The organism is Gulosibacter sp. GYB002 (assembly GCF_036577665.1).
GTDB classification, from domain to species: domain Bacteria; phylum Actinomycetota; class Actinomycetes; order Actinomycetales; family Microbacteriaceae; genus Gulosibacter; species Gulosibacter hominis.
Map to the genome: position 1 here is coordinate 46,618 of NZ_JARBDD010000011.1, position 18,115 is coordinate 64,732.

At 60.9% G+C, this 18,115-nt stretch carries 18 protein-coding genes and 1 tRNA gene; 5 read left to right on the forward strand and 14 right to left on the reverse strand.

What is annotated here, in order from left to right; translation table 11 throughout:
* Positions 1-24 precede the first annotated feature (24 nt).
* Positions 25-1,326 carry an FAD-binding protein gene (locus PV375_RS06555; protein ID WP_332106631.1) on the reverse strand — a complete coding sequence of 434 codons (1,302 nt, stop codon included), beginning with the start codon at positions 1,324-1,326 and terminating at the stop codon, positions 25-27.
* A 125-nt stretch (positions 1,327-1,451) separates the two neighbouring features.
* On the opposite strand from PV375_RS06555, the gene PV375_RS06560 reads away from it, so the two are divergent.
* Positions 1,452-1,524: transfer RNA gene (locus tag PV375_RS06560), tRNA-Lys, on the forward strand.
* A 22-nt stretch (positions 1,525-1,546) separates the two neighbouring features.
* Here PV375_RS06560 and PV375_RS06565 read toward each other — a convergent pair.
* The 4 genes from PV375_RS06565 to PV375_RS06580 form a co-directional block, all read right to left on the reverse strand.
* A complete protein-coding gene (locus PV375_RS06565) occupies positions 1,547-3,454 on the reverse strand; it encodes an ABC transporter ATP-binding protein/permease (RefSeq protein ID WP_332106632.1) in 1,908 nt (635 codons plus the stop codon).
* On the reverse strand, positions 3,451-4,524 hold the full coding sequence (locus tag PV375_RS06570) for a hypothetical protein (RefSeq protein ID WP_332106633.1): 1,074 nt from the start codon (positions 4,522-4,524) through the stop codon (positions 3,451-3,453). The genes PV375_RS06565 and PV375_RS06570 overlap by 4 nt, the downstream gene beginning before the upstream one ends.
* Before the next feature lie 86 nt (positions 4,525-4,610).
* The gene (locus tag PV375_RS06575; RefSeq protein WP_332106634.1) at positions 4,611-5,453 is read right to left on the reverse strand and encodes a hypothetical protein; all 843 of its coding nucleotides are present in this window, start codon (positions 5,451-5,453) and stop codon (positions 4,611-4,613) included.
* A complete protein-coding gene (locus PV375_RS06580; protein ID WP_332106635.1) occupies positions 5,453-5,776 on the reverse strand; it encodes a hypothetical protein in 324 nt (107 codons plus the stop codon). Before PV375_RS06580 ends, PV375_RS06575 begins: the two co-directional genes overlap by 1 nt.
* A gap of 212 nt (positions 5,777-5,988) precedes the next feature.
* On the opposite strand from PV375_RS06580, the gene bcp reads away from it, so the two are divergent.
* Positions 5,989-6,462: a thioredoxin-dependent thiol peroxidase gene (gene bcp, locus PV375_RS06585; RefSeq protein ID WP_332106636.1), complete on the forward strand. Its 474-nt coding sequence runs from the start codon at positions 5,989-5,991 to the stop codon at positions 6,460-6,462.
* Between the two features lie 14 nt (positions 6,463-6,476).
* On the opposite strand, the gene PV375_RS06590 is transcribed toward bcp, so the two are convergent.
* Positions 6,477-6,911, reverse strand: coding sequence for a hypothetical protein (locus PV375_RS06590; RefSeq protein ID WP_201517341.1), 435 nt, complete (start codon positions 6,909-6,911; stop codon positions 6,477-6,479).
* 185 nt (positions 6,912-7,096) lie between these two features.
* Between PV375_RS06590 and PV375_RS06595 the strand changes: the two genes are divergently transcribed.
* Positions 7,097-7,345: a WhiB family transcriptional regulator gene (locus tag PV375_RS06595; protein WP_201517340.1), complete on the forward strand. Its 249-nt coding sequence runs from the start codon at positions 7,097-7,099 to the stop codon at positions 7,343-7,345.
* Positions 7,346-7,463: 118 nt separating this feature from the next.
* Here PV375_RS06595 and PV375_RS06600 read toward each other — a convergent pair whose 3' ends face one another.
* The 3 genes from PV375_RS06600 to PV375_RS06610 are packed head-to-tail and all read right to left on the reverse strand — an operon-like array spanning position 7,464 to position 11,102.
* The gene (locus tag PV375_RS06600; protein ID WP_332106637.1) at positions 7,464-9,029 is read right to left on the reverse strand and encodes a sensor histidine kinase; all 1,566 of its coding nucleotides are present in this window, start codon (positions 9,027-9,029) and stop codon (positions 7,464-7,466) included.
* A gap of 10 nt (positions 9,030-9,039) precedes the next feature.
* The gene (locus PV375_RS06605) at positions 9,040-10,455 is read right to left on the reverse strand and encodes a P-loop NTPase (protein WP_332106638.1); all 1,416 of its coding nucleotides are present in this window, start codon (positions 10,453-10,455) and stop codon (positions 9,040-9,042) included.
* 2 nt (positions 10,456-10,457) lie between these two features.
* Complete coding sequence (locus tag PV375_RS06610) at positions 10,458-11,102, reverse strand: SAF domain-containing protein (protein WP_332106639.1); 645 nt, start codon at positions 11,100-11,102, stop codon at positions 10,458-10,460.
* Between the two features lie 142 nt (positions 11,103-11,244).
* Between PV375_RS06610 and PV375_RS06615 the strand changes: the two genes are divergently transcribed.
* A complete protein-coding gene (locus PV375_RS06615) occupies positions 11,245-11,517 on the forward strand; it encodes a helix-turn-helix domain-containing protein (RefSeq protein WP_332106640.1) in 273 nt (90 codons plus the stop codon).
* A gap of 5 nt (positions 11,518-11,522) precedes the next feature.
* Here the strand turns inward: PV375_RS06615 and PV375_RS06620 are convergent, their stop codons facing one another.
* Positions 11,523-12,119 carry a hypothetical protein gene (locus PV375_RS06620; RefSeq protein ID WP_332106641.1) on the reverse strand — a complete coding sequence of 199 codons (597 nt, stop codon included), beginning with the start codon at positions 12,117-12,119 and terminating at the stop codon, positions 11,523-11,525.
* 143 nt (positions 12,120-12,262) lie between these two features.
* Between PV375_RS06620 and PV375_RS06625 the strand changes: the two genes are divergently transcribed.
* Positions 12,263-12,760 (forward strand): Rv3235 family protein, encoded by a 498-nt coding sequence (locus PV375_RS06625; protein ID WP_332106642.1) that lies wholly within the window; start codon positions 12,263-12,265, stop codon positions 12,758-12,760.
* Between the two features lie 55 nt (positions 12,761-12,815).
* On the opposite strand, the gene PV375_RS06630 is transcribed toward PV375_RS06625, so the two are convergent.
* From PV375_RS06630 to PV375_RS06645, 4 genes are all read right to left on the reverse strand, one after another.
* Positions 12,816-13,505 (reverse strand): tyrosine-protein phosphatase, encoded by a 690-nt coding sequence (locus PV375_RS06630; protein WP_332106643.1) that lies wholly within the window; start codon positions 13,503-13,505, stop codon positions 12,816-12,818.
* Between the two features lie 2 nt (positions 13,506-13,507).
* Positions 13,508-16,459, reverse strand: a complete 2,952-nt coding sequence (gene secA / locus PV375_RS06635) for a preprotein translocase subunit SecA (RefSeq protein ID WP_332106644.1) — start codon at positions 16,457-16,459, stop codon at positions 13,508-13,510.
* A 170-nt stretch (positions 16,460-16,629) separates the two neighbouring features.
* Complete coding sequence (gene hpf, locus PV375_RS06640) at positions 16,630-17,343, reverse strand: ribosome hibernation-promoting factor, HPF/YfiA family (RefSeq protein WP_332106645.1); 714 nt, start codon at positions 17,341-17,343, stop codon at positions 16,630-16,632.
* A 100-nt stretch (positions 17,344-17,443) separates the two neighbouring features.
* Positions 17,444-18,115, reverse strand: a complete 672-nt coding sequence (locus PV375_RS06645) for a ComF family protein (protein WP_332106646.1) — start codon at positions 18,113-18,115, stop codon at positions 17,444-17,446.

Sequence of the window (18,115 nt, forward strand, 5' to 3'; positions counted from 1 at the left end):
CGTTTAAAAATTGCGAGTCGATTATTAGGCGATGAGGCGGGCAGCAACCCGGTTCTGCATTTGCCCGTAGGGGTCAACGTCGTGGCAAATGTGCACGAAGTCACTAAACCGCGGCATGACGTGGGCCGCTTCAGCACCGGTAACCGTGTTGAACCGGCCCCAGTTCGGCAGACCGCCGAGCCACAGCAGCAGGTCTTCAACCTCGGCCAGTGCGGCACGGTCTGCCGCCGGCACCGTTACAGCCACCGCGACCACCTCTCGGCGGTAGGCGGCCGAAGCCCAGGCATCGTCTGGAGCAACCAGACTGATGCGCACCCGTGCGGAGCCAAGCCCGCGGTGGCCACGGGCGAATTCTTGCAGCGCCTCAACCACGAACGGCATCCGAGACGGCGCAATATAGAACTCGGTGGTGGCATCATCCAGCACCGCGGGCAGTTCGGTCTGCTCACCGAATCGGTCAAAGCGGTTCGCCGCACGAGTGAGCACCGGGGCGAGGAAGGGCAGGCGGCGAGCCACCGCCTCACGGAACCGGCGGAAACGGCCCGTTTTTCGCTTGGACTCAGCAGCGGTGAGTTCCACGCGCTTTTCGGCAGCGACCGCCGGCTGCGTTGGCTCGTCGCTGTACCACCCCACGGTGAGGTGCGCTTCGGCTCCCAGTGGCCGCCAGTCGACACAGTAAAAATCGGTCTTGTTGCGTGCCTCAGCAAGCTCGTACACAAGCTCGTTGATGTTGCGCTTGCGCTGACGCAGCTCGAGACCAACGTAGGGACGCACCTTAACGGTCACGGTCACGGGCACCCCGAGGGCGCCGAGTGAAAGCTTTGCCGCCGGCCAGAGCTGGGCGTCACGGCGTTCGTCGATATTGCGCAGCTGGCCGTCAATCGTAACCAGGCCAATCCCAGCGATCGCACCCGAAAAAATTGGTTCGGCGGGGTTGAGGCCGTGGGCACCGGCGCTGGCGGCCCCGGCGAGCGTGAGACGCCCGTCGGCTGGGGAGCCAATCAGGTCGAGCCCCTGCTTGTGCAGCAGCTCACGGGCGTCGCGCACGGTGGTACCGCCGTAAAACGTCACCGTGTTGGCGGCGGCGTTCGTGTCGACGACACCGGTGAGTGCCGAAATGTCGAGCGCGAGGTGGGCTTTTTTGGTGGCCGCGGGGAATCCGGTGCCGACCACGGCGATGGTCTCGCCCGCATCCCGAGCCGCCAGCACCTCACCGATCACGGCAGCCAGGTTGGCCGGGCGCACGGTACGAGCACCGGCGATAGCGACGTCACCGCCCCGCTGCTGAACGAGACTTGTATTTGCCGAAACTGTCAAAGACACCACGGGGGCTCCACCTTCCTGCTGTTCGTTCTATTCTGACTGATCCCGCCGAAAACGCGGCACAGAATCGACATTTGCACCGACGCTGTGATGATGCTAATATTCATAGGTCGCTCACGCGACGAACTGCGCCTCTAGCTCAATCGGTAGAGCAACGGACTCTTAATCCGTGGGTTCAGGGTTCGAGTCCCTGGGGGCGCACTTTTAATTTCCAACGCTCACGCTACAGGTCGAGTACGGGCGGCCGCCGCGCCGCGATAATTGCCGGAATCGCAGCGGCCAAGGCACCCACCACCAACGAGAGCAGCCAGGCCACGAACGGAATCCACACCTCGTAGCTTGGCACCCAAGCGCGCTGTATTGCCACGACGTGCACGATCAAGGCTCCGGCAAAGGTGCCGATTGCACCACCCAGCTGACCGATCACAGCACCCTCCGATGCAAATAGGATCACCACGTCCGAGCGAGTTGCTCCCACTGCTTTGCGAAGCGCAATCTCTCCCCGACGCGACTGAATGGATACGTTCAGCAGCGCAGACATACTGGCGGCGGCGAGCAGCAAGAGCACTGCGCCCACTGCAGCGACAAGATTTTCGACATCGGTGGCAATCTGTCCGCGCAACTCGCGCAGATCGGCAATCGTCTCTATCTGAAACTTGGTCGGGTTCGCTGGGTCAAGCCAGTTTGGCGCTGCTTCTGCGACAGCGCCAATGTATCCAAGTTCTGTCTTGACGTGCATGGTGAGCTCGCCGCCCGTTAGCCACGGCAGCAACTCTCGACTCACGATGATGCTGTTGTCTATCAACAAGCTCGCATCGTCCCGGGATTCAAACACCTCCACTACCGGCACAGAAACGCCATTAATGAGGATGCTTTTACCCGTCCCTGGCTCGCCAATACCCAGCACGTCCGCCGCTGATCGTCCAACAAAAGACACGACCCCCAGGTCTGTTTCAGCAAGCAGATTGGGACTCTTGCCATAGAGGAAGGTCAGCTCTTGTTGAGACAGATAGTCTTGGTCAGCAACCACGAGTCGAAGGTTCTCCGCTTCCACCGGCGGCTCGCCCGGTAGCCGTGCGACCGAGAACTCAGACCGAGCGAAATCGATAGTGTAACCCACCGATTCCACGTGCGGCATCTGTGCTAATCGCCGCTTCCATGCCGCTATCGCTCCCGATTCGTCTAGCAGCGGGGCGCCGCTATAGCCGATACGAAAACTATCGAGCGAAGCCGAATCGATTCGATGCGCTATCTGCACGGCAGCTGTTTGGCTCAGACCGAGAGCCGCTACCAGGCTGCCAACGCCGAGCGCGAATACAAGCAATAGTGTGAGTGTTCGCACCCATTTCAGCTGGAGCTCATTAATACCATCGACCAGCGCGCCAAGTACCCTATTCCGCAGGGTGCCCTGTTGGACAGGCGATGAGTCACGCTCACGCACGCTGGTGACGACAGGACCCGAGTCACTGACAATGTGACCATCTCGGATGCGAATGCGCCGGTCAGCCTCGGCTGCGAGGTCTTCATCATGGGTGACAGTAACTATGGTGGCGCCCGATTTGTGCAGACTTCGGAGATATTGGAAAACCCGTTTGCTCGATTCACTGTCGAGACTGCCAGTTGGCTCATCCGCAAGAATAAGCTGCGGCGAAGTGGCAATCGCACGAGCAATTGCGACGCGCTGTCGTTCACCGCCAGACATCGAACCGGCGCGCTGTTCAGCCTTGTCACGAAGGCCCACACGGCCGAGAGCAGCATTCGAGGCATCAGCGCAAATGCGCGGCTCAACGCCCCGAATACGCAAACCGAGATTTGCGTTGTCTAGCGCCGTGTAGTGCTCCAGCACCTGCGAGTCTTGAAAAACAAACCCAATGTTCTGGGCGCGCATCGAGTTTCGCTGCGGATCACTCAGCTGGGTTGTTTCAATTCCCTCTAGGTAGTAGACGCCGTTGTCCAGGTTATCGAGCAGTCCCAATAAATGGAGCAGTGTGCTCTTACCCGAGCCTGACGGTCCGGTGATAGCAACAAATTCTCCGGAATTAACGACCAGGGTTGCGTCTCGAATGCCACCCTCTCTAGCAGCACCATACGTTCGGTAGGCGTGCTCGAGACGAATCAGTGGTTCATTCACAGCAGGACGCTTTCACCCTCACGAAGTTTCGTGTCACCGATGGCCGCCCATCCGCCACCTGTTTCAAGAATCTTGACCGATACCCGTTCGGGGTCGCCTGCTTTTTCAGTTTTCCGCAAAACGTAAGTTCCCTCGGCATCACTCCGGATTGCCCCCAACGGCACAACGAGTTCAGCATCCCCGCTAACGACGCGTTCGAGAGTGACCGTTGTGCCACCCGGTACACTTTCAATTTTCTCTGCGTCAACAGAAAAATAGAGATCATGGCCAGGTATTTGACCATCCGCGCCACTATCAAAGTCACCAATGCGCACCAGCTGAACATCGACTTGCTGCTGTGCAACGATGGCCGTAAATGCGTCCGCAACGTCGACCTCTGCGGCCGTAGAGCTATCCACTCGAGCAACGATGCTGCGCTCGCCGACCGTCACCGTAGCGAGCGGGTGCTCGGCTGAAATCACGTCGCCGACACCTGCCGCCGAAATCACGAGAGCACTATCGCCAGGAATTGCCACAAAGGCCATTGCCGGAATATATGGTTCTCGTTGCGCTGGTTGCTCACGCTGTGTCTCAGCGTCCCCATCTGATTCCGGTTCGACGGTACTAGGGGCTGTGATTTCGCGCGTTGGTAAGGAAAATCCAACCCGATCAAACAGCTGCGCAGCTGCGTCTAAGGTTGCCCAGTCGACCCAGCCATTCGCTTCAATGTCGAATCCTGCACTAATGAACGCCAGTTGCAAGAGTCTGACGTCTTCGCCAGTGTCGTTGGCAGCGAGGTCACGATACATCGCCAGCTCTCCAGAGAATGCGAACACCGGCGTATTCGCGATTGCGCCAATAAAAGTTGCAGATCCTATGCGGTCACTACTACTGAGCGGTGACTCTGTCACAACAGCCGCCTCTGGCAACTGAGTTGGCACAAGGGCGTGACTTTCACTCTCAGTGATGTTTCCGTAGAAAGTTACCGATGCAGCCAATGGCCGTTTTTCTACTCGCGCAACCGTCTCTATGGTTGCGTTCTGCGCTGCAACCACATCGCGGTTGATGGGAGCCGATTGCTGTCCGAGCAAAAACGCTCCAATGAGCGCTAGCCCAATCGTTAGCGCCGCTGAGAGGACAAGCCACGGTCGCTGCAGTCGATGCCGGAAACGGGTGCTCACGATGCGTGTTCGCGGACGTACGTGGTCGCGGCTTCGCGCTGGCGCGAGACTTGTGCGAGCTCGACGTTCAAAACAGCTTCATTCTCACGAATTGCGGTCGTCTGGTAGCCAGCTTCGATGTCAGCCATAGTTTGTGCCATTTGCACTTCCTGATTACACTCCGCTTCAATGGTCGCCAGCCGAATCTCTTCTGGGCTGGCTTCGTCTACGCCACGTGCGAGAAGCGCTTCTGCTTCATTCGAAAGCAGACTCCCCTCGGTATAGGTGAGGCCCCGACGTTCGAGACACTCTCCCCACTTATTGTTCGCTTCAACCCATTTCGGATCAGCCTCAGCCTGGGCCCGAGTTTCGTCATTGATCATGAGAGCACGGGAAATTTCGGTAGAGCTATCAAACACCCCAATATCAATAAGTGTGACTTCTAAACCCTCTTGACACTTTTCGAGGGCGGGGAGAGCATCGGTGCTCACCACCGTTGCAGCGGGCGGCAGGTGCCCGCTGCTGTCAAGCTTCCAGCCAAAGGTCTTGGCGTGTTCCACATCCCAGATTCCGTACCGTCGATCATCGTCATACCCCGGTTTAAGTAGTTCAGCAGCAGAGGGAAGGTGGTATTGGAATCCAGCTTTTTTCAGACACTCTGCGGTAGCCACCTCCCGAGCAGCCACAAACGCCGCGATATCTTCTGGCGAAGTGCCCAGGTAATCATCCAACGGAAGTCGAATTCTTCCTAGTTCATAATCAAATTCAACCGCACTGTCGCGAGCCGCGGTATCGGTTGTGCATCCAACTAGCAGCAGACCGCACACCGCCGCCGCTGCGGCAATTTTTTGCGACCTCATTAAAGGATCTTGAGGCTGCGAATTCGATCATTCCAGCCAATCAACCGTAGATCCTGGTAATCACGTGACTGGTCGGTTGAGTGCCCGGTGTAGCCGTACTGGTCATAGAGCCGGTACCGATCACCGGCTGTTCGTTCCAGTGATGAAACCTTACCGGCGAGTGGGCCAACGCTCGATACTGAATAGTCGGTAGCCCAGCGCTGCCCGCTCCAGTTAGTGTGTTCCCAGAGTACGATGCCAGCCTGAGCCGAGGTCACGGATGCGCCTGCTGCGAGAGCGAGACCGACCACAGAACCAATAAATGTCCTCTTAAAAACCTTCATCTTGATCTTCCTTGTTCAAGTTTCGACTCTTGAAAACAAATAGTAGGCGTTAGATTTCCCCGATGGAATACCCCCATAGAGAGTTCACCCCCTGTTTACCCATTGCACGACACGCAGCACCACCCGCACTTCAACCCTCAGCAACCACACGAGACAATGGCGACGAGTGCCCGCCACTCCACAACAGCGTCGCCAACGATTAAGGAGTCGAAGTGACTGAACCCATCCGCCTTCAGGCCGGAGACACCGCCCCCGCTTTCACCCTCACCGACCAGGACGGCAACACGGTCAGTCTGAGCGATTTCGCCGGCAAGAGGGTCGTGCTCTACACCTACCCCCGTGCATTCACCCCCGGATGCACCACCGAGGCCTGCGATTTCCGCGATAGCGAGGCGCGCATCACCGCCGCCGGTTATGAAGTACTCGCACTCTCAGCCGACCCCGCCACCAAACTCGCCGATTTCAAACAGGAATACGAACTCCCCTTCCGGCTACTGAGCGACCCCGGACACGAAGTGCAGGCCGCCTACGGTGCCTACGGTGAAAAGAAAAACTACGGCAAGACCGTGATCGGGTCGATTCGCTCCACCTTCCTCATCGACGAAGAAGGCAAAATCATCGAGGCGCTCTACAACGTGCGAGCCAAGGGGCACGTCGACCGCGTACTCAAACTGCTCGAAAAATAACCCAACCGACCGCGTTAGCGCCCCGGCGCATCGTCGGGGCGCAACCAGGCCGTCACCCTCGGGTTAAACACCAGGATCAGGCCGCATAGCGACACCGCAGCCAGCACCCAGCCGACCGCATCCGCCATATCTCCCTGCAACACCACAACCGCAGCCGCCACCTGCAGCACCTGCCACATGAGCGTGAAGCTGCGCGTCCAACTCTGCCGGCGCACGATCCCCACCAGCGCAGCAATCAACGCGGCGACAGCGATCACCGCGATCACCACCAGCCCGATCGATGAGGCCAGCGAATTTGGTGTTTCGGTCATGAGCTCAACCACGAGCAGCCCGGCCACAAACAGCATGAACAGCGCCTCTGCTGCGACCACCAGCCCCAGCAATCGAACCGGAACTGGCGAGTTGACAAATGCCGGAAGATCAGTTTCGGGTTCGTTTCCGGGATGCACTGGCAAAAAATTTCCTTGATCAGAGCGTGGTTGCGTGGCAAGATAATACTTCAGATCAGGGCAGCGACTGCTGAATAACCGCCGAGAGCGCAGCGCGTAGCCACGTTCGCCCCGCAGCAGCGTGACACGTTGTGCACAGCTGCCGCCGAAATTTCGGCGCTTTGGAACCGAGGAGACTTTTCAATATGGATTGGCGCGAGTCTGCTGCCTGCATGAATGCCGACCCCGAACTCTTCTTCCCCGTCGGCAACACCGGCCCAGCACTCGAGCAGATCGACGCCGCGAAGTCGGTGTGCGGACGCTGCCCGGTCACCGAGCAGTGCCTGCAATACGCCTTGGAGACCAACCAAGACTCGGGCGTTTGGGGCGGGCTCTCCGAAGACGAGCGTCGCGCCCTCAAACGGCGTGCGGCCCGCGCTCGCCGCGCATCCTAAGCAGTCTCTACAGGCTGACACGACCGCAACCGGTTTGCGGGCACGATTGAGCTGCGCCCCTGGCTTGGTATTCCGGGCCGGTCGAGTTTCCCGGGCAGGTTCAGCCTTATGAGCCAGTTTATTTTTCGGGGAAGGGACCATCGGCTCCCGGCACAACCGCCAGCTGCGCGGTCGTCGCCGAAACACCCCAGCGTCGCGGCACCCGAATCGCCACTGTAGTGCCCCCACCGGGCGTGGGGTTCCAGGCGATTGTGCCGCCCAGTTCACCTTCCACAAGCGTGCGCACAATCTGGGTGCCGAGCCCGTTACCGACGCCGGTTTCAGCCATCCCCTTACCGTTATCGATCACGTCGATCGAAAGCATCTCGTCGGTGCGTTCAACACGAACCACAACCCGGCCCTCGGTTGCACCGGCATCGAGACCGTGCTCAACCGCATTGGTGACCAGCTCGGTGAGCGCCAGCGAAAGCGGCGTGGCATATTCACTCGGCACCGCCCCGAACGATCCCTGCAGCTCGGGGCGAATAGTCTGCCCGCCCTCACCGGCTGCCACCTCGGTAGCGAGCTTCATCACCCGCAGGAACACCTCATCAAAATCAACCGATTGCGAAAATCCGCTCGAAAGGGTGTCGTGCACAACCGCGATCGATGACACTCGACGCATCGCCTGCAGCAGCGACTCACGGGCCTCGTCGCTGCGAACACGACGCGCCTGGATGCGCAGCAGCGCGGCCACGGTCTGCAGGTTGTTTTTTACCCGGTGGTGAATTTCACGAATCGTCGCGTCTTTGGTGATGAGTTCCTGCTGCTGGTGACGAACATCGGTGGTGTCACGACACAACACGATTGCGCCGAGCCGCTGGCCGTCACGATGCAGGGGAATGGCGCGCATCGTCACGGTCACGCCACCTGAGTCGACATCGGTCATCCAGGGCGCTCGACCGGTGACCACCAGCGGCAGTGCTTCATCAACCGAAACATGCCGCTTGTCATCAACCAACAAAGAGGCTACGTCTGACAGCGCTTCACCTTCGAGCTCGCCGCCGAATCCGAGCTTGTTCATCGCCGATAGCGCGTTGGCACTGGCGAAGGTGACCACGCCCTCGGGGTTGAGTCGAATCAGACCATCGTGGGCGCGGGGCGCGCCGCGGCGAGAAAACTCGGGAGCGTCCGGATCGGGGAATTCCCCCGCCTCAATCATGGCGAATAGGTCTTCGGCGCACTCCCGGAAGGTGTGTTCTTGCCGGGTGAGGTGACGACCGCTGAGCAAATTGGTGTGGCGCGTATAGATGGCGATCGGTCGCTCAGAACGCACCCGTTTACCGTCGACGCGACGCGACGAAAACACCGGGGTGACGGTGAGCTGAGTGGGAATCTCGTCAAACCAGTCGGGTTCGGTCGAACGAACCGTGCGGCCCTCTTCAAAGGCGCGGCGCACATCCGGCTCCCACTGCTCGCGCATCTGCTGGCCGACAAGGTCGCGATAGAACAGTGTCGGGGCGCTGGACGGACGAACCTGCCCGACAGCAGTGAAATTATCGTCACGAGTGTGCACCCACAGCACCAGGTCGGCGGTGGCGAGATCGGCGATCAGCTGCGAATCGGCAGACAGCAACATCAGCCATTCGCGGTCGGCCTCGTCGAGTGCGCCGTGCCGCAGGAGGTGGTTTGACATGCTTGACACGCATGCCAGCTTATTTGACGGTTACTGAAGCTTCGGCGAGGGCCCGAACAGAACGCGCAAAACGTGACCGCGGCGCGGCCTCGAGCACCGAAACACCGGCAGCCAGAGCTCGCGCGATGGCCCGCTCATCGTGTGGCAGCAACTGCACCGACTCAATACCCCCGAACCGTCGCAGCGCCTCACGCACCTGGTGGGCGGGTTCTCCTCCCGCGCCACCTTGCCGCACGCGATTGGCCACCGCAACCACCTCGGTGTTCGGTGAAAGCAGCTCGTGCAACTGCAACCGGGCGCGCAAATAGCGAGAAACACCCACCGGCGATGCGTCAGCAACCGCCATCACAGTGTCGCTGTGCTCGAGCGTTGCGATCGTGGCCGCGTTACGTCGCGGGCCGACAAAATCGCTGGCAAGTTCTTCATCGGTTTCGAGATTAAAACCGACGTCAACCACCACCACATCGGCCATATTCCGGCAGTGTTCGAGGGTGGTCTGGATGCGGTCAGCACGCAATTCTGGCCAGCGCGCGGGATTATTGAGGCCGCCGAGCACAAAAACCTGAGCTTCGCGCCCGACCCGCGTTGCGAGTCGTGACAGTTCGTTCGCATCCAGTGAGCCGGCTCCCGCGAGTCGACAGGCTGCTGCAAGCCCGGGGGTGTTGTCGGTTATCCCCAATAGCGTGCCAATTGCGCCACCATAACTATCGGCGTCAACGAGCATGACTCGCTTACCCCGCTCGGCATGCGCGGCGGCCACATTGATGGCAATTGTTGACCGGCCCGGCGCCCCGTGCGGCCCCCACACCGCGATGACCCGACCTCGCGACGGCCGCGAAACCACTGGTAGAGCATCCCCGTGTTGCGGTGCCGGCTGATTGGTAACAGCTTCCGCGGTGGTGTTCTCGGCTTTTGTAACCGGATGCGCGGGCTCGGCGGCCGCGCCGGCACGCTCGCGCTGACGCAGCTCGCGTCGCGTGCGATGCCGGCCGGGTTTTGAACCGGATGGGCTTGAGCTCGAGCTCGTTTCAGAAGCGGATGCGGCCAGCTGGCCGTTTTCATCCAGCTGCAGTAGCGGCAGCTCATCCGCCTGGCCTCGCCCACGAGCCCCCAGCAACTGCTCGATCCGCTGCCAATCAGCATCCGCATCCACCCGATCAATTACCCCGAGTGCGGTGGCTGTCTGCCGCTCGATCGTCGATGCCGTCACCGCGATTGTGCGCACGCCGCTGCGATCGCAGGCGCCGAGGCTGCGTGCGGTGAGCGTTTCTGGTGTGGCCTGCACCACCGCAAGATCGGGGCGGTGCTGCTCAACCGCCGCGATCAACGCATCCGCACCCACAACTCGCTCCACTATTTCGTGGCCCACGAAGACGATAGCTTCGAGCCACTGCGCCTCGATCTCAAAATCGAGCGCCAAAACGATGCGTGCCACGCTTATGACTCCCCCTCGGCACCAAGTTGGGTAGCTGGCTCACGATGCAGCGGCACCACATGCATCCTCGCCTCAGCGGTTGTGGCCGCCAGCACCTGCTTCAGCTGCGACTTCGGCACCCGCAGCTCGAGTTCCACCGTGTTTGTCCCCACGAGTCGATCTGATTCGAGTCGCCGCACCACAGTGGCATCCGGCACCACCACGCTCGGATCGGCATATTCACCAGCCCGCTCCCCCGGCGGCGCCACCCACAGCTCAACGCGACTTCCTGCATCCACGCCCGATGGCGGTGAGCTGGTGAGTGTCACCACCACCGACGCGGTCGACTGATCGGCTGCACCCAGCGCACTCAGCGGGATGAGTTCGCCGGCGCCCACAGCGCGGGTAATCACGATCGGCTCGCTCGGCAGCCGATCGGGACCCAGATAGAGGGGTGTCGTATCGTCCACCCGCACCTCGACCAGCGCCAAGTGATCCTCGGTGAGCGGCTCGCCCGGTGCGAGATTATCGCTGGCGACATAAACGGTGCGGGTGTGATGCGAGGCCAGTACGATGCCGGCCACCGCCGCCATCGACACCACAACCAACAGGATGCCGATGATGAGTCGAGAGTCGATGCGCCGAATGAGCGCGGGTTTAGCGGACATAGCGAATCCTTGCAGACAACAGCAGACTGTGTTGAGTGACGGGTCGATGTCACCCGGCAAGTCATCTTGCCGTGTCTGACAAGAACCATGAAAAGTTATCCACAGGGCAGCAAGTGTCGCTGGCAGCGGGAATAATGAAAGCATGACATCAAATGCGGCGTCCCGCTTCGCGCGCTTTCTTTCGCTCGCGGATGTCGCCGATGTGCTCAATGTTGATATCAGCGTTGTGCGCGAGCTGGTCGAATCGAACGAGCTGGCGGCAATCCGTATTGGTGAGCACGGCCACTGGCGCGTCGAACCGCGCGCCCTCGACGACTACATCGCCGACCAATACGAGCGGCGCGAGCGCGAATCGCAGTTCGCACAGAGCGAGTTCACCGATATTCCCGAGCTGTTTGCCGCACCCGAGCAGTAGCGCAGTCAGTCGGCGTGGATGCGCACGAGCATGATGTCGCGCAGCGGCACGATCCGGGTTACCCGCACCGAGCGATTACGGCGCACAGTTTCCGGGTCGTGCACGGCAATATCGAGATGGTCGCGGGCGACCCGGTCGATGGTGCCGATGATTGCACCGGCCGGGGTTAACAGCTCACACACGGTTCGTCGACGGCCCAGATCGCGCAGGGCGATGTGGATGCTCAACCGTTCGGTCACGCTCGGGCGGGCCGGCTGCGGTATGAGCGAACGCTCCACCTGGTCGGGCGTGAGCAGCAGCGCCGCGACCCCGGCGATCGGCACCAAACACGCCCCGTAGCTGCCGCCGATACCTGCCAGTTCGGCACCAAACCAGTCAGCGCCAAACTCAACCGGAACGATATCGATGCGTTCATCCGTGTGCAATTGCATGCCGATGCGCTCGCCGGGTCTTATTCCGGCGGCTAGTGCGGCCAGTCGATCACGGATCGTGAGCCGGGCGATGCGGAGACGCTCGTCGTCGATTGCGGCCCGCTGCTCAGCCTCTTCGCGCTCTGCCGAGAACTGGTCGGCGAGGTCTTCAAAAAGGTGGTCCCATTGCACAGAAAAAGTGTGACCCATAACGGTATCGCATCCGCGAGTTATCCACAGTTTCTATTTTTTCGCCCCAAATTTGCTTCCTACGGTGAAAATTTCAGTGAGCTGCGCAACGCCGCCAGCTGATACCGACACGACGGAAGCCAACCATGCCCGCAACCAGTGCCGCGCCCGCATCACTCAACCAGTCAGTAACAGCATCCGCCCCGAGCCCCAACCGCCCTCGTCTGACGGCGGTGACGCACGATACTGCCAGCGAGACCACTGCCGGTGGCTATGCCCTGAGCCGACAGCTTGACGACACCGGGCTTCCGAATCCGGATGCGCTGCTGCAAAATCTCGCCCGCAGCGTTGTCGAAATCATCGCCGGCGTGCGTGAGGTCGAGCAGGTCGCTCGCTGGGTGTCACCGGAGGTGTTTTCGAAGGTGCTGCAGCGTGCCCAGCACGCCAAACGCTCACGCGCACTGCGAGGTTTGGCCGTGCGCCGCCCCACCGTGCGGGCACGCGCATGCCTGTGGCAGTCGCCACGTCCGGGCGTCGTAGAGGGCACTGTTGTGGTGGATATCGGGGCACGGGCGCGCGCGGTTGCGATCCGGCTTGAATCGTGGCGAGGCCGCTGGCGAGCCGAACGCATCCACGTGCTTTAGCGGCTCGAGGCGCTGCGCTGCACCACAATCGCAATCACAACCGGGCGATGCCGATTCATTCGTCAAACAACCACTCGCGCGCGGGCTCGACCGCCACACCGTGCTCGCGCAAAAATTCCGCTGCATCTACCTCGCCATAGAACTGTTCAAGCGCCGCTGCACGCGAAGCGACCCACTCACTGAGCGCGGGTTCGGGACGAAATGACTCATACGGGTGGTTCGACACCCTGTGCCGCTCATTGATAGTGCGTGTGGCAAGCTCATCTGCCGCCAGCAGTGTCGCCGGCGAGGCGCCGAGCGCACGCAGCAGCAAGCCGGTAACAAGACCAGTGCGGTCACGGCCCGCCGAACAGCACACCACGGTGCCGGGGCCGGCGTTCGCGATACGCGCCACTGCCGCGGCCACCCGGTCACCAAACAGCCGCAAATAGTCACTGTACTGGTTGGTGTGCATCATGTACGGCACCATCAGTTCGCGAAATTCGGTGTCGTCCGGGTCTTCGATCGGCATCGACTCGTACCGCACCCCGGCAGCTTCGGCACCGCTAATCGGTTCGCGCAGCTCGCGCGGATCGCGCAGGTCGATTACGCGTCGCGCACCGTCAGCCGCGGCATCCTGCCACCCCTGTGGCACCCATGCCTCTGGCTTACCCGATCGAAACAGCACACCCCGGCGGATAGTTGCGTCACCCACCGGGGTGCCGGCAAGGTCGCGGGCGTTAAACGCACCCGCCCACTGCCGCATGCCTACTTCTTTTCGCCGAATGCGCCGCGAGTGCCACGCGCCTTTTTGGTCTGCGCCTGTTCGCGAGCGAGATCGGCTGCCGAGCGGCCCTGGGATGCATTGGTTTTACCGGGGTTGCCCGACTTGCGTTTGGCCTTGCCGCGGCTCTTAGCCGATTTGCCGGTCGACTTTGCGGCCTGCTTGGTTACTTCGCTCTCGGCATCGTCGCTGGCTGCCGCCGACTGCATGGCCGAAGCCGTGCCCTGCACCATTTCGCGGCGCATCGCGTCTCGGGTGGCTTTTTCGTTAACCGCACCCTTACCGTCAGTGACCCGCACCTGGCCCGATTCGTCGGCAGCCGAGTAGTTCAGCTTCGTCTGCGCCTTCGGCTCGAGACCCTTCGAGCGCATCACCAGATGACGGCGAGTGTTGCCGTCGGCGTCTTCGACCTCGTTGACCTGGACATCAAGGTTCATGAGGAAGCCGACCGACTCTTCGCGCACCGCACCGAGCATCTGCTGGTACATCAAAAAGCCCTCGCGCTGGTATTCAACCAGCGGGTTCTTCTGCGCCATGGCCCGCAGCCCGATACCGTCCTTGAGCGCATCCATTTCGTAGAGGTGGTCACGCCATTTGCGGTCGACAACCTGCAGCACCACGCGACGCTCGAGCTCGCGCATGACCTCTTCGCCGAGCTCCTCTTCGCGACGCTCATAGGCGATTTTTGCGTCGGCGTGCAGCTCTTCTTCGAGGCGTTCAACGCTGATCTGGTCGAGCCCGCCAGCATCCTCGATAATTTCGTCAACCGTCACCGACATCGGATACAGCTGGGAGAGCTCGGCCTGGAGCGTTTCAGTTTCCCAGTCATCCGGGGCGCCGGCACTGGTGTGTTCGGCAACGATCGCATCGATCGCGCCAGTGATGAATCCGCTCACCTTGTCGCGCAGATCGTCACCCTCGAGGATCGACTGGCGGTCGGAGTAGATGGCCTCACGCTGCTCGTTCAGCACGATGTCGTACTTGAACACGTTTTTGCGGATCTCAGCGTTACGAGCTTCGACGTGGGTCTGGGCCTGCCGAATTGATTTTGTCACCAGGCCCGACTCGATCGCCATCTCGTCGGGAATCGAGCTCGAAGCCATGAGTGCGCGGGCCGCACCAGTGTTGAACAGCCGCATCAGGTCGTCGTTCATCGACAGATAAAAACGTGATTCGCCGGGGTCGCCCTGACGTCCCGCGCGACCGCGCAGCTGGTTGTCGATACGGCGCGATTCGTGACGTTCGGTGCCGAGCACATACAGGCCACCGAGTTCGGCAACCTCTTGTGCTTCGGCCTTGACCTCTTCTTCGACTCGGTCGAGCACCGAGGGCCAGGTGGCCTCGTACTCTTCCGAGTTTTCTTCGGGGTCGAGCCCGAGCGCCGCCATCTCGGCAACCGCGATGAACTCGGCGTTACCACCGAGCATGATGTCGGTACCACGACCGGCCATATTCGTGGCCACAGTGACTGCGCCCTTACGCCCCGCCTGCGCCACAATCGCGGCCTCACGGGCGTGGTTCTTGGCGTTGAGCACCTCGTGCTTCACGCCGCGGCGAGCGAGCAGTTTCGAGAGATATTCACTCTTTTCAACCGAGGTGGTACCCACCAGCACCGGCTGGCCGGCATCGTGCCGTTCGACAATGTCTTCAACCACCTGGTCAAACTTGACCACCTCGTTCTTGTAGACGAGGTCGGGCTGGTCGATGCGGATCATCGGCTTGTTGGTGGGAATTGGGATCACACCGACGTGATAGGTCGAGTTGAACTCGGCTGCCTCGGTTTCGGCGGTACCGGTCATACCCGAGAGCTTGTCGTACATGAGGAAGTAGTTCTGCAGCGTGACCGTGGCGAGCGTCTGGTTCTCGGCCTTGATCTGCACGTTTTCTTTTGCCTCGATTGCCTGGTGCAGGCCCTCGTTGTAGCGGCGGCCGGGCAGGATGCGGCCGGTGTGCTCATCAACGATGAGCACCTCGCCGTTCTGCACGACATATTCTTTGTCGCGGCGGAACAGTGCCTTCGCCTTAATGGCGTTGTTCAGGAATGAAATCAGCGGGGTGTTGGCCTGCTCATAGAGGTTGTCGATACCGAGCAGGTCTTCCACCTTGTCGATACCCGGTTCGAGCACACCCACCGTGCGCTTTTTTTCGTCGACCTCGTAGTCGCGGTCTTCTTTGAGTCGACGCGCGATCTTGGCGAACACCGAATACCAGTTGTTGGCCTCGCCTGATGCCGGACCCGAGATGATCAGTGGCGTGCGCGCCTCGTCGATCAAAATCGAGTCGACCTCGTCAACGATCACAAAGTGGTGGCCGCGCTGCACTCGTTCCTCAACCGAGGTGGCCATGTTGTCGCGCAGATAGTCGAAGCCAAACTCGTTGTTGGTGCCGTAGGTGATGTCGGCGGCGTACTGCTCGCGGCGCTGTGCCGGCGACTGCCCGGTAACTACGCAGCCGGTGGTCATACCGAGGGCGCGATACACGCGCCCCATCAGCTCCGACTGGTACGAGGCGAGGAAGTCGTTCACGGTGACGACGTGCACGCCCTTACCGGGGATGGCGTTGAGGTAGGCGGCCAGGGTGGCGACGAGGGTCTTTCCCTCACCGGTTTTCATTTCAGCGATATTTCCGCCGTGAAGCGCAGCGCCACCCATGAGCTGCACGTCGTAGTGACGCTGGCCGAGCGTGCGGCCGGCTGCTTCACGCACCGCACCGAACGCCTCGGGCATGAGCGCATCGAGCGCATCTTGTTCGCTCTTACCGGCATCAATATCGGCCTGGTACCGCTCGCGGAAGTCGTCGGTGAGAGCGCGCAGCTCTTCATCGCTGAGATCCAGGTAGAGATCTTCGAGCTTATTTACCTGTTCGGCGATGCGCTCCAGACGCTTGAGCTGACGTCCCTCGCCGAAGCGAAGCATCTTCTCGAAAAAATTGGCCAAAGCCGACTCCTCAAAACGGTCTTGCTGCCACTCTTATTGGCATTTCGAGCGCGCGGGCTCGAAAGAACTTGCTCAATGGTACTCGTCTTGCGTTGCACAAAAGTTGACTGCGAACGCATTTGGCCGCAACTCCCCGGATGCGGAGCTGCGGCCAAGCGCGATATCAATGACTAAACGTCAGTCTGACCGTTCTCGTCGAGCGCGATCACACCGTAGTCCCAACCGCGGCGGCGGTACACCACGGCCGGACGTTGGTTTTTCGCCTCAATGAAGAGGTAGAAGTCGTGACCGAGCAGTTCCATGTGGTCAACCGCTTCTTCAGCGGTCATCTGCTTGGGTGCGAACACCTTCTCGCGGATTACCACGGGGCTGTAGTCATCTGCGGGGTACTGCTCGTCTTCGGCAGCCTCCTCTTGGTTGGATGCCACGCGACCGGCAACAATGTCGAGCACGCCGGTGTCAGCGGGCACAATGTCGAGACCGGCAAAATCTTCGGCCGTCGCCTCGGTGAGGCTCTTACCGTGGTGATCTTTACGACGGTCTTTCATGCGGCGAAGACGCTCAACCAGCTTGTCGAGGGCGATGTCGAAGGCGGCATATTTGTCGCCACCCTCAGCTTCGGCTCGAACAGTGGGGAAGGGACCAAAGACCGTAATCTCTACCTTGCCCCGGTCAAGCTCATTACCAGCACGGTCGGTGCGTTTGCGAAGTTTCACTTCTACGGCCTGGGCCCGACCCGAAAGCTGCTGCACCTTTGCAGTAATTTTTTCTTCCGCGTAGTCCCGGAAGCGCTGGGGGATTTCGGTGTTACGGCCGGAGATGGTGATGTCCATCGCACCCTCCTCATCTTCGAGCGCGGGGCGCCAGGTCTGTGATTGGAGCATCCCCACGCGGGGTTGAATTGTCCTTCAATTATAGAAGATGGTTACTCGCCGTTTCCTTAGCGGTTGCCTAAACAAAGGCGTTCCGAGTTACGATCCTGGCTCAGCCGTACCGCTTCGCCACCCGCGCTATCGCCGCCACACCCAGCGGCTGACCGCCCGCCGCCCGTAGTGCTCGCACCGCTTCGCGAGCGGTCGCACCGGTGGTCACCAGATCGTCAATTACGATGCAACGCCGGTTTGCCACCGCGGGATGCGCCACCAACGCCCCGTGCAGGTTTCGTTCACGAGCATCCCGCCCCAGCGTCGACTGATCCTGCACCCGCCTCGCCGGGCGTAGCGCCCGCACAGTTTTTGCCCGCGGCAATGCCCGCTGTGCCAGCACTTGCAGATGGTCATAGCCGCGCCTGGCGGTGGCCGCACGCGCCGAAGGCACCGGCACCAAAAGCAGCTCGCCCGCACTCGCCTGCGACCACTGCTGATGCACGAGCGCAGCAATCGACTGCCGCAAAAACGGCGCGAGCACCGCCGCAGTGTCTACCCGACCGCGTTCTTTATAGGCATCCACGATGCGTTTCATCCGCTCGTCATAGTCGGCCGAAGTAACCAGCGGCAGCTCCGGCGCCAGCAGCTCAACCACCGGCGCCCCGGTGCCAAGCGCCTCACGGCACTGGGAACAAACACCGCGGTCGGGCTGCCCGCAGCCAGCGCAACGCACCGGGAAAAGCATCCCCAACGCATCCCGCGCGCTGTCTACCCAGCGCTGGCCGAACAA

Excerpts from the sequence above, each read along its gene's own strand:
- PV375_RS06630 (WP_332106643.1), bottom strand. The coding sequence starts at position 13,505 with ATGCGGCAGTGGGCGGGTGCGTTTAACGCCCGCGACCTTGCCGGCACC.
- PV375_RS06625 (WP_332106642.1), top strand. The coding sequence starts at position 12,263 with ATGCCCGCAACCAGTGCCGCGCCCGCATCACTCAACCAGTCAGTAACA.
- hpf (WP_332106645.1), bottom strand. The coding sequence starts at position 17,343 with ATGCTCCAATCACAGACCTGGCGCCCCGCGCTCGAAGATGAGGAGGGT.
- PV375_RS06575 (WP_332106634.1), bottom strand. The coding sequence starts at position 5,453 with ATGAGGTCGCAAAAAATTGCCGCAGCGGCGGCGGTGTGCGGTCTGCTG.
- PV375_RS06595 (WP_201517340.1), top strand. The coding sequence starts at position 7,097 with ATGGATTGGCGCGAGTCTGCTGCCTGCATGAATGCCGACCCCGAACTC.
- PV375_RS06610 (WP_332106639.1), bottom strand. The coding sequence starts at position 11,102 with ATGTCCGCTAAACCCGCGCTCATTCGGCGCATCGACTCTCGACTCATC.
- PV375_RS06580 (WP_332106635.1), bottom strand. The coding sequence starts at position 5,776 with ATGAAGGTTTTTAAGAGGACATTTATTGGTTCTGTGGTCGGTCTCGCT.
- PV375_RS06615 (WP_332106640.1), top strand. The coding sequence starts at position 11,245 with ATGACATCAAATGCGGCGTCCCGCTTCGCGCGCTTTCTTTCGCTCGCG.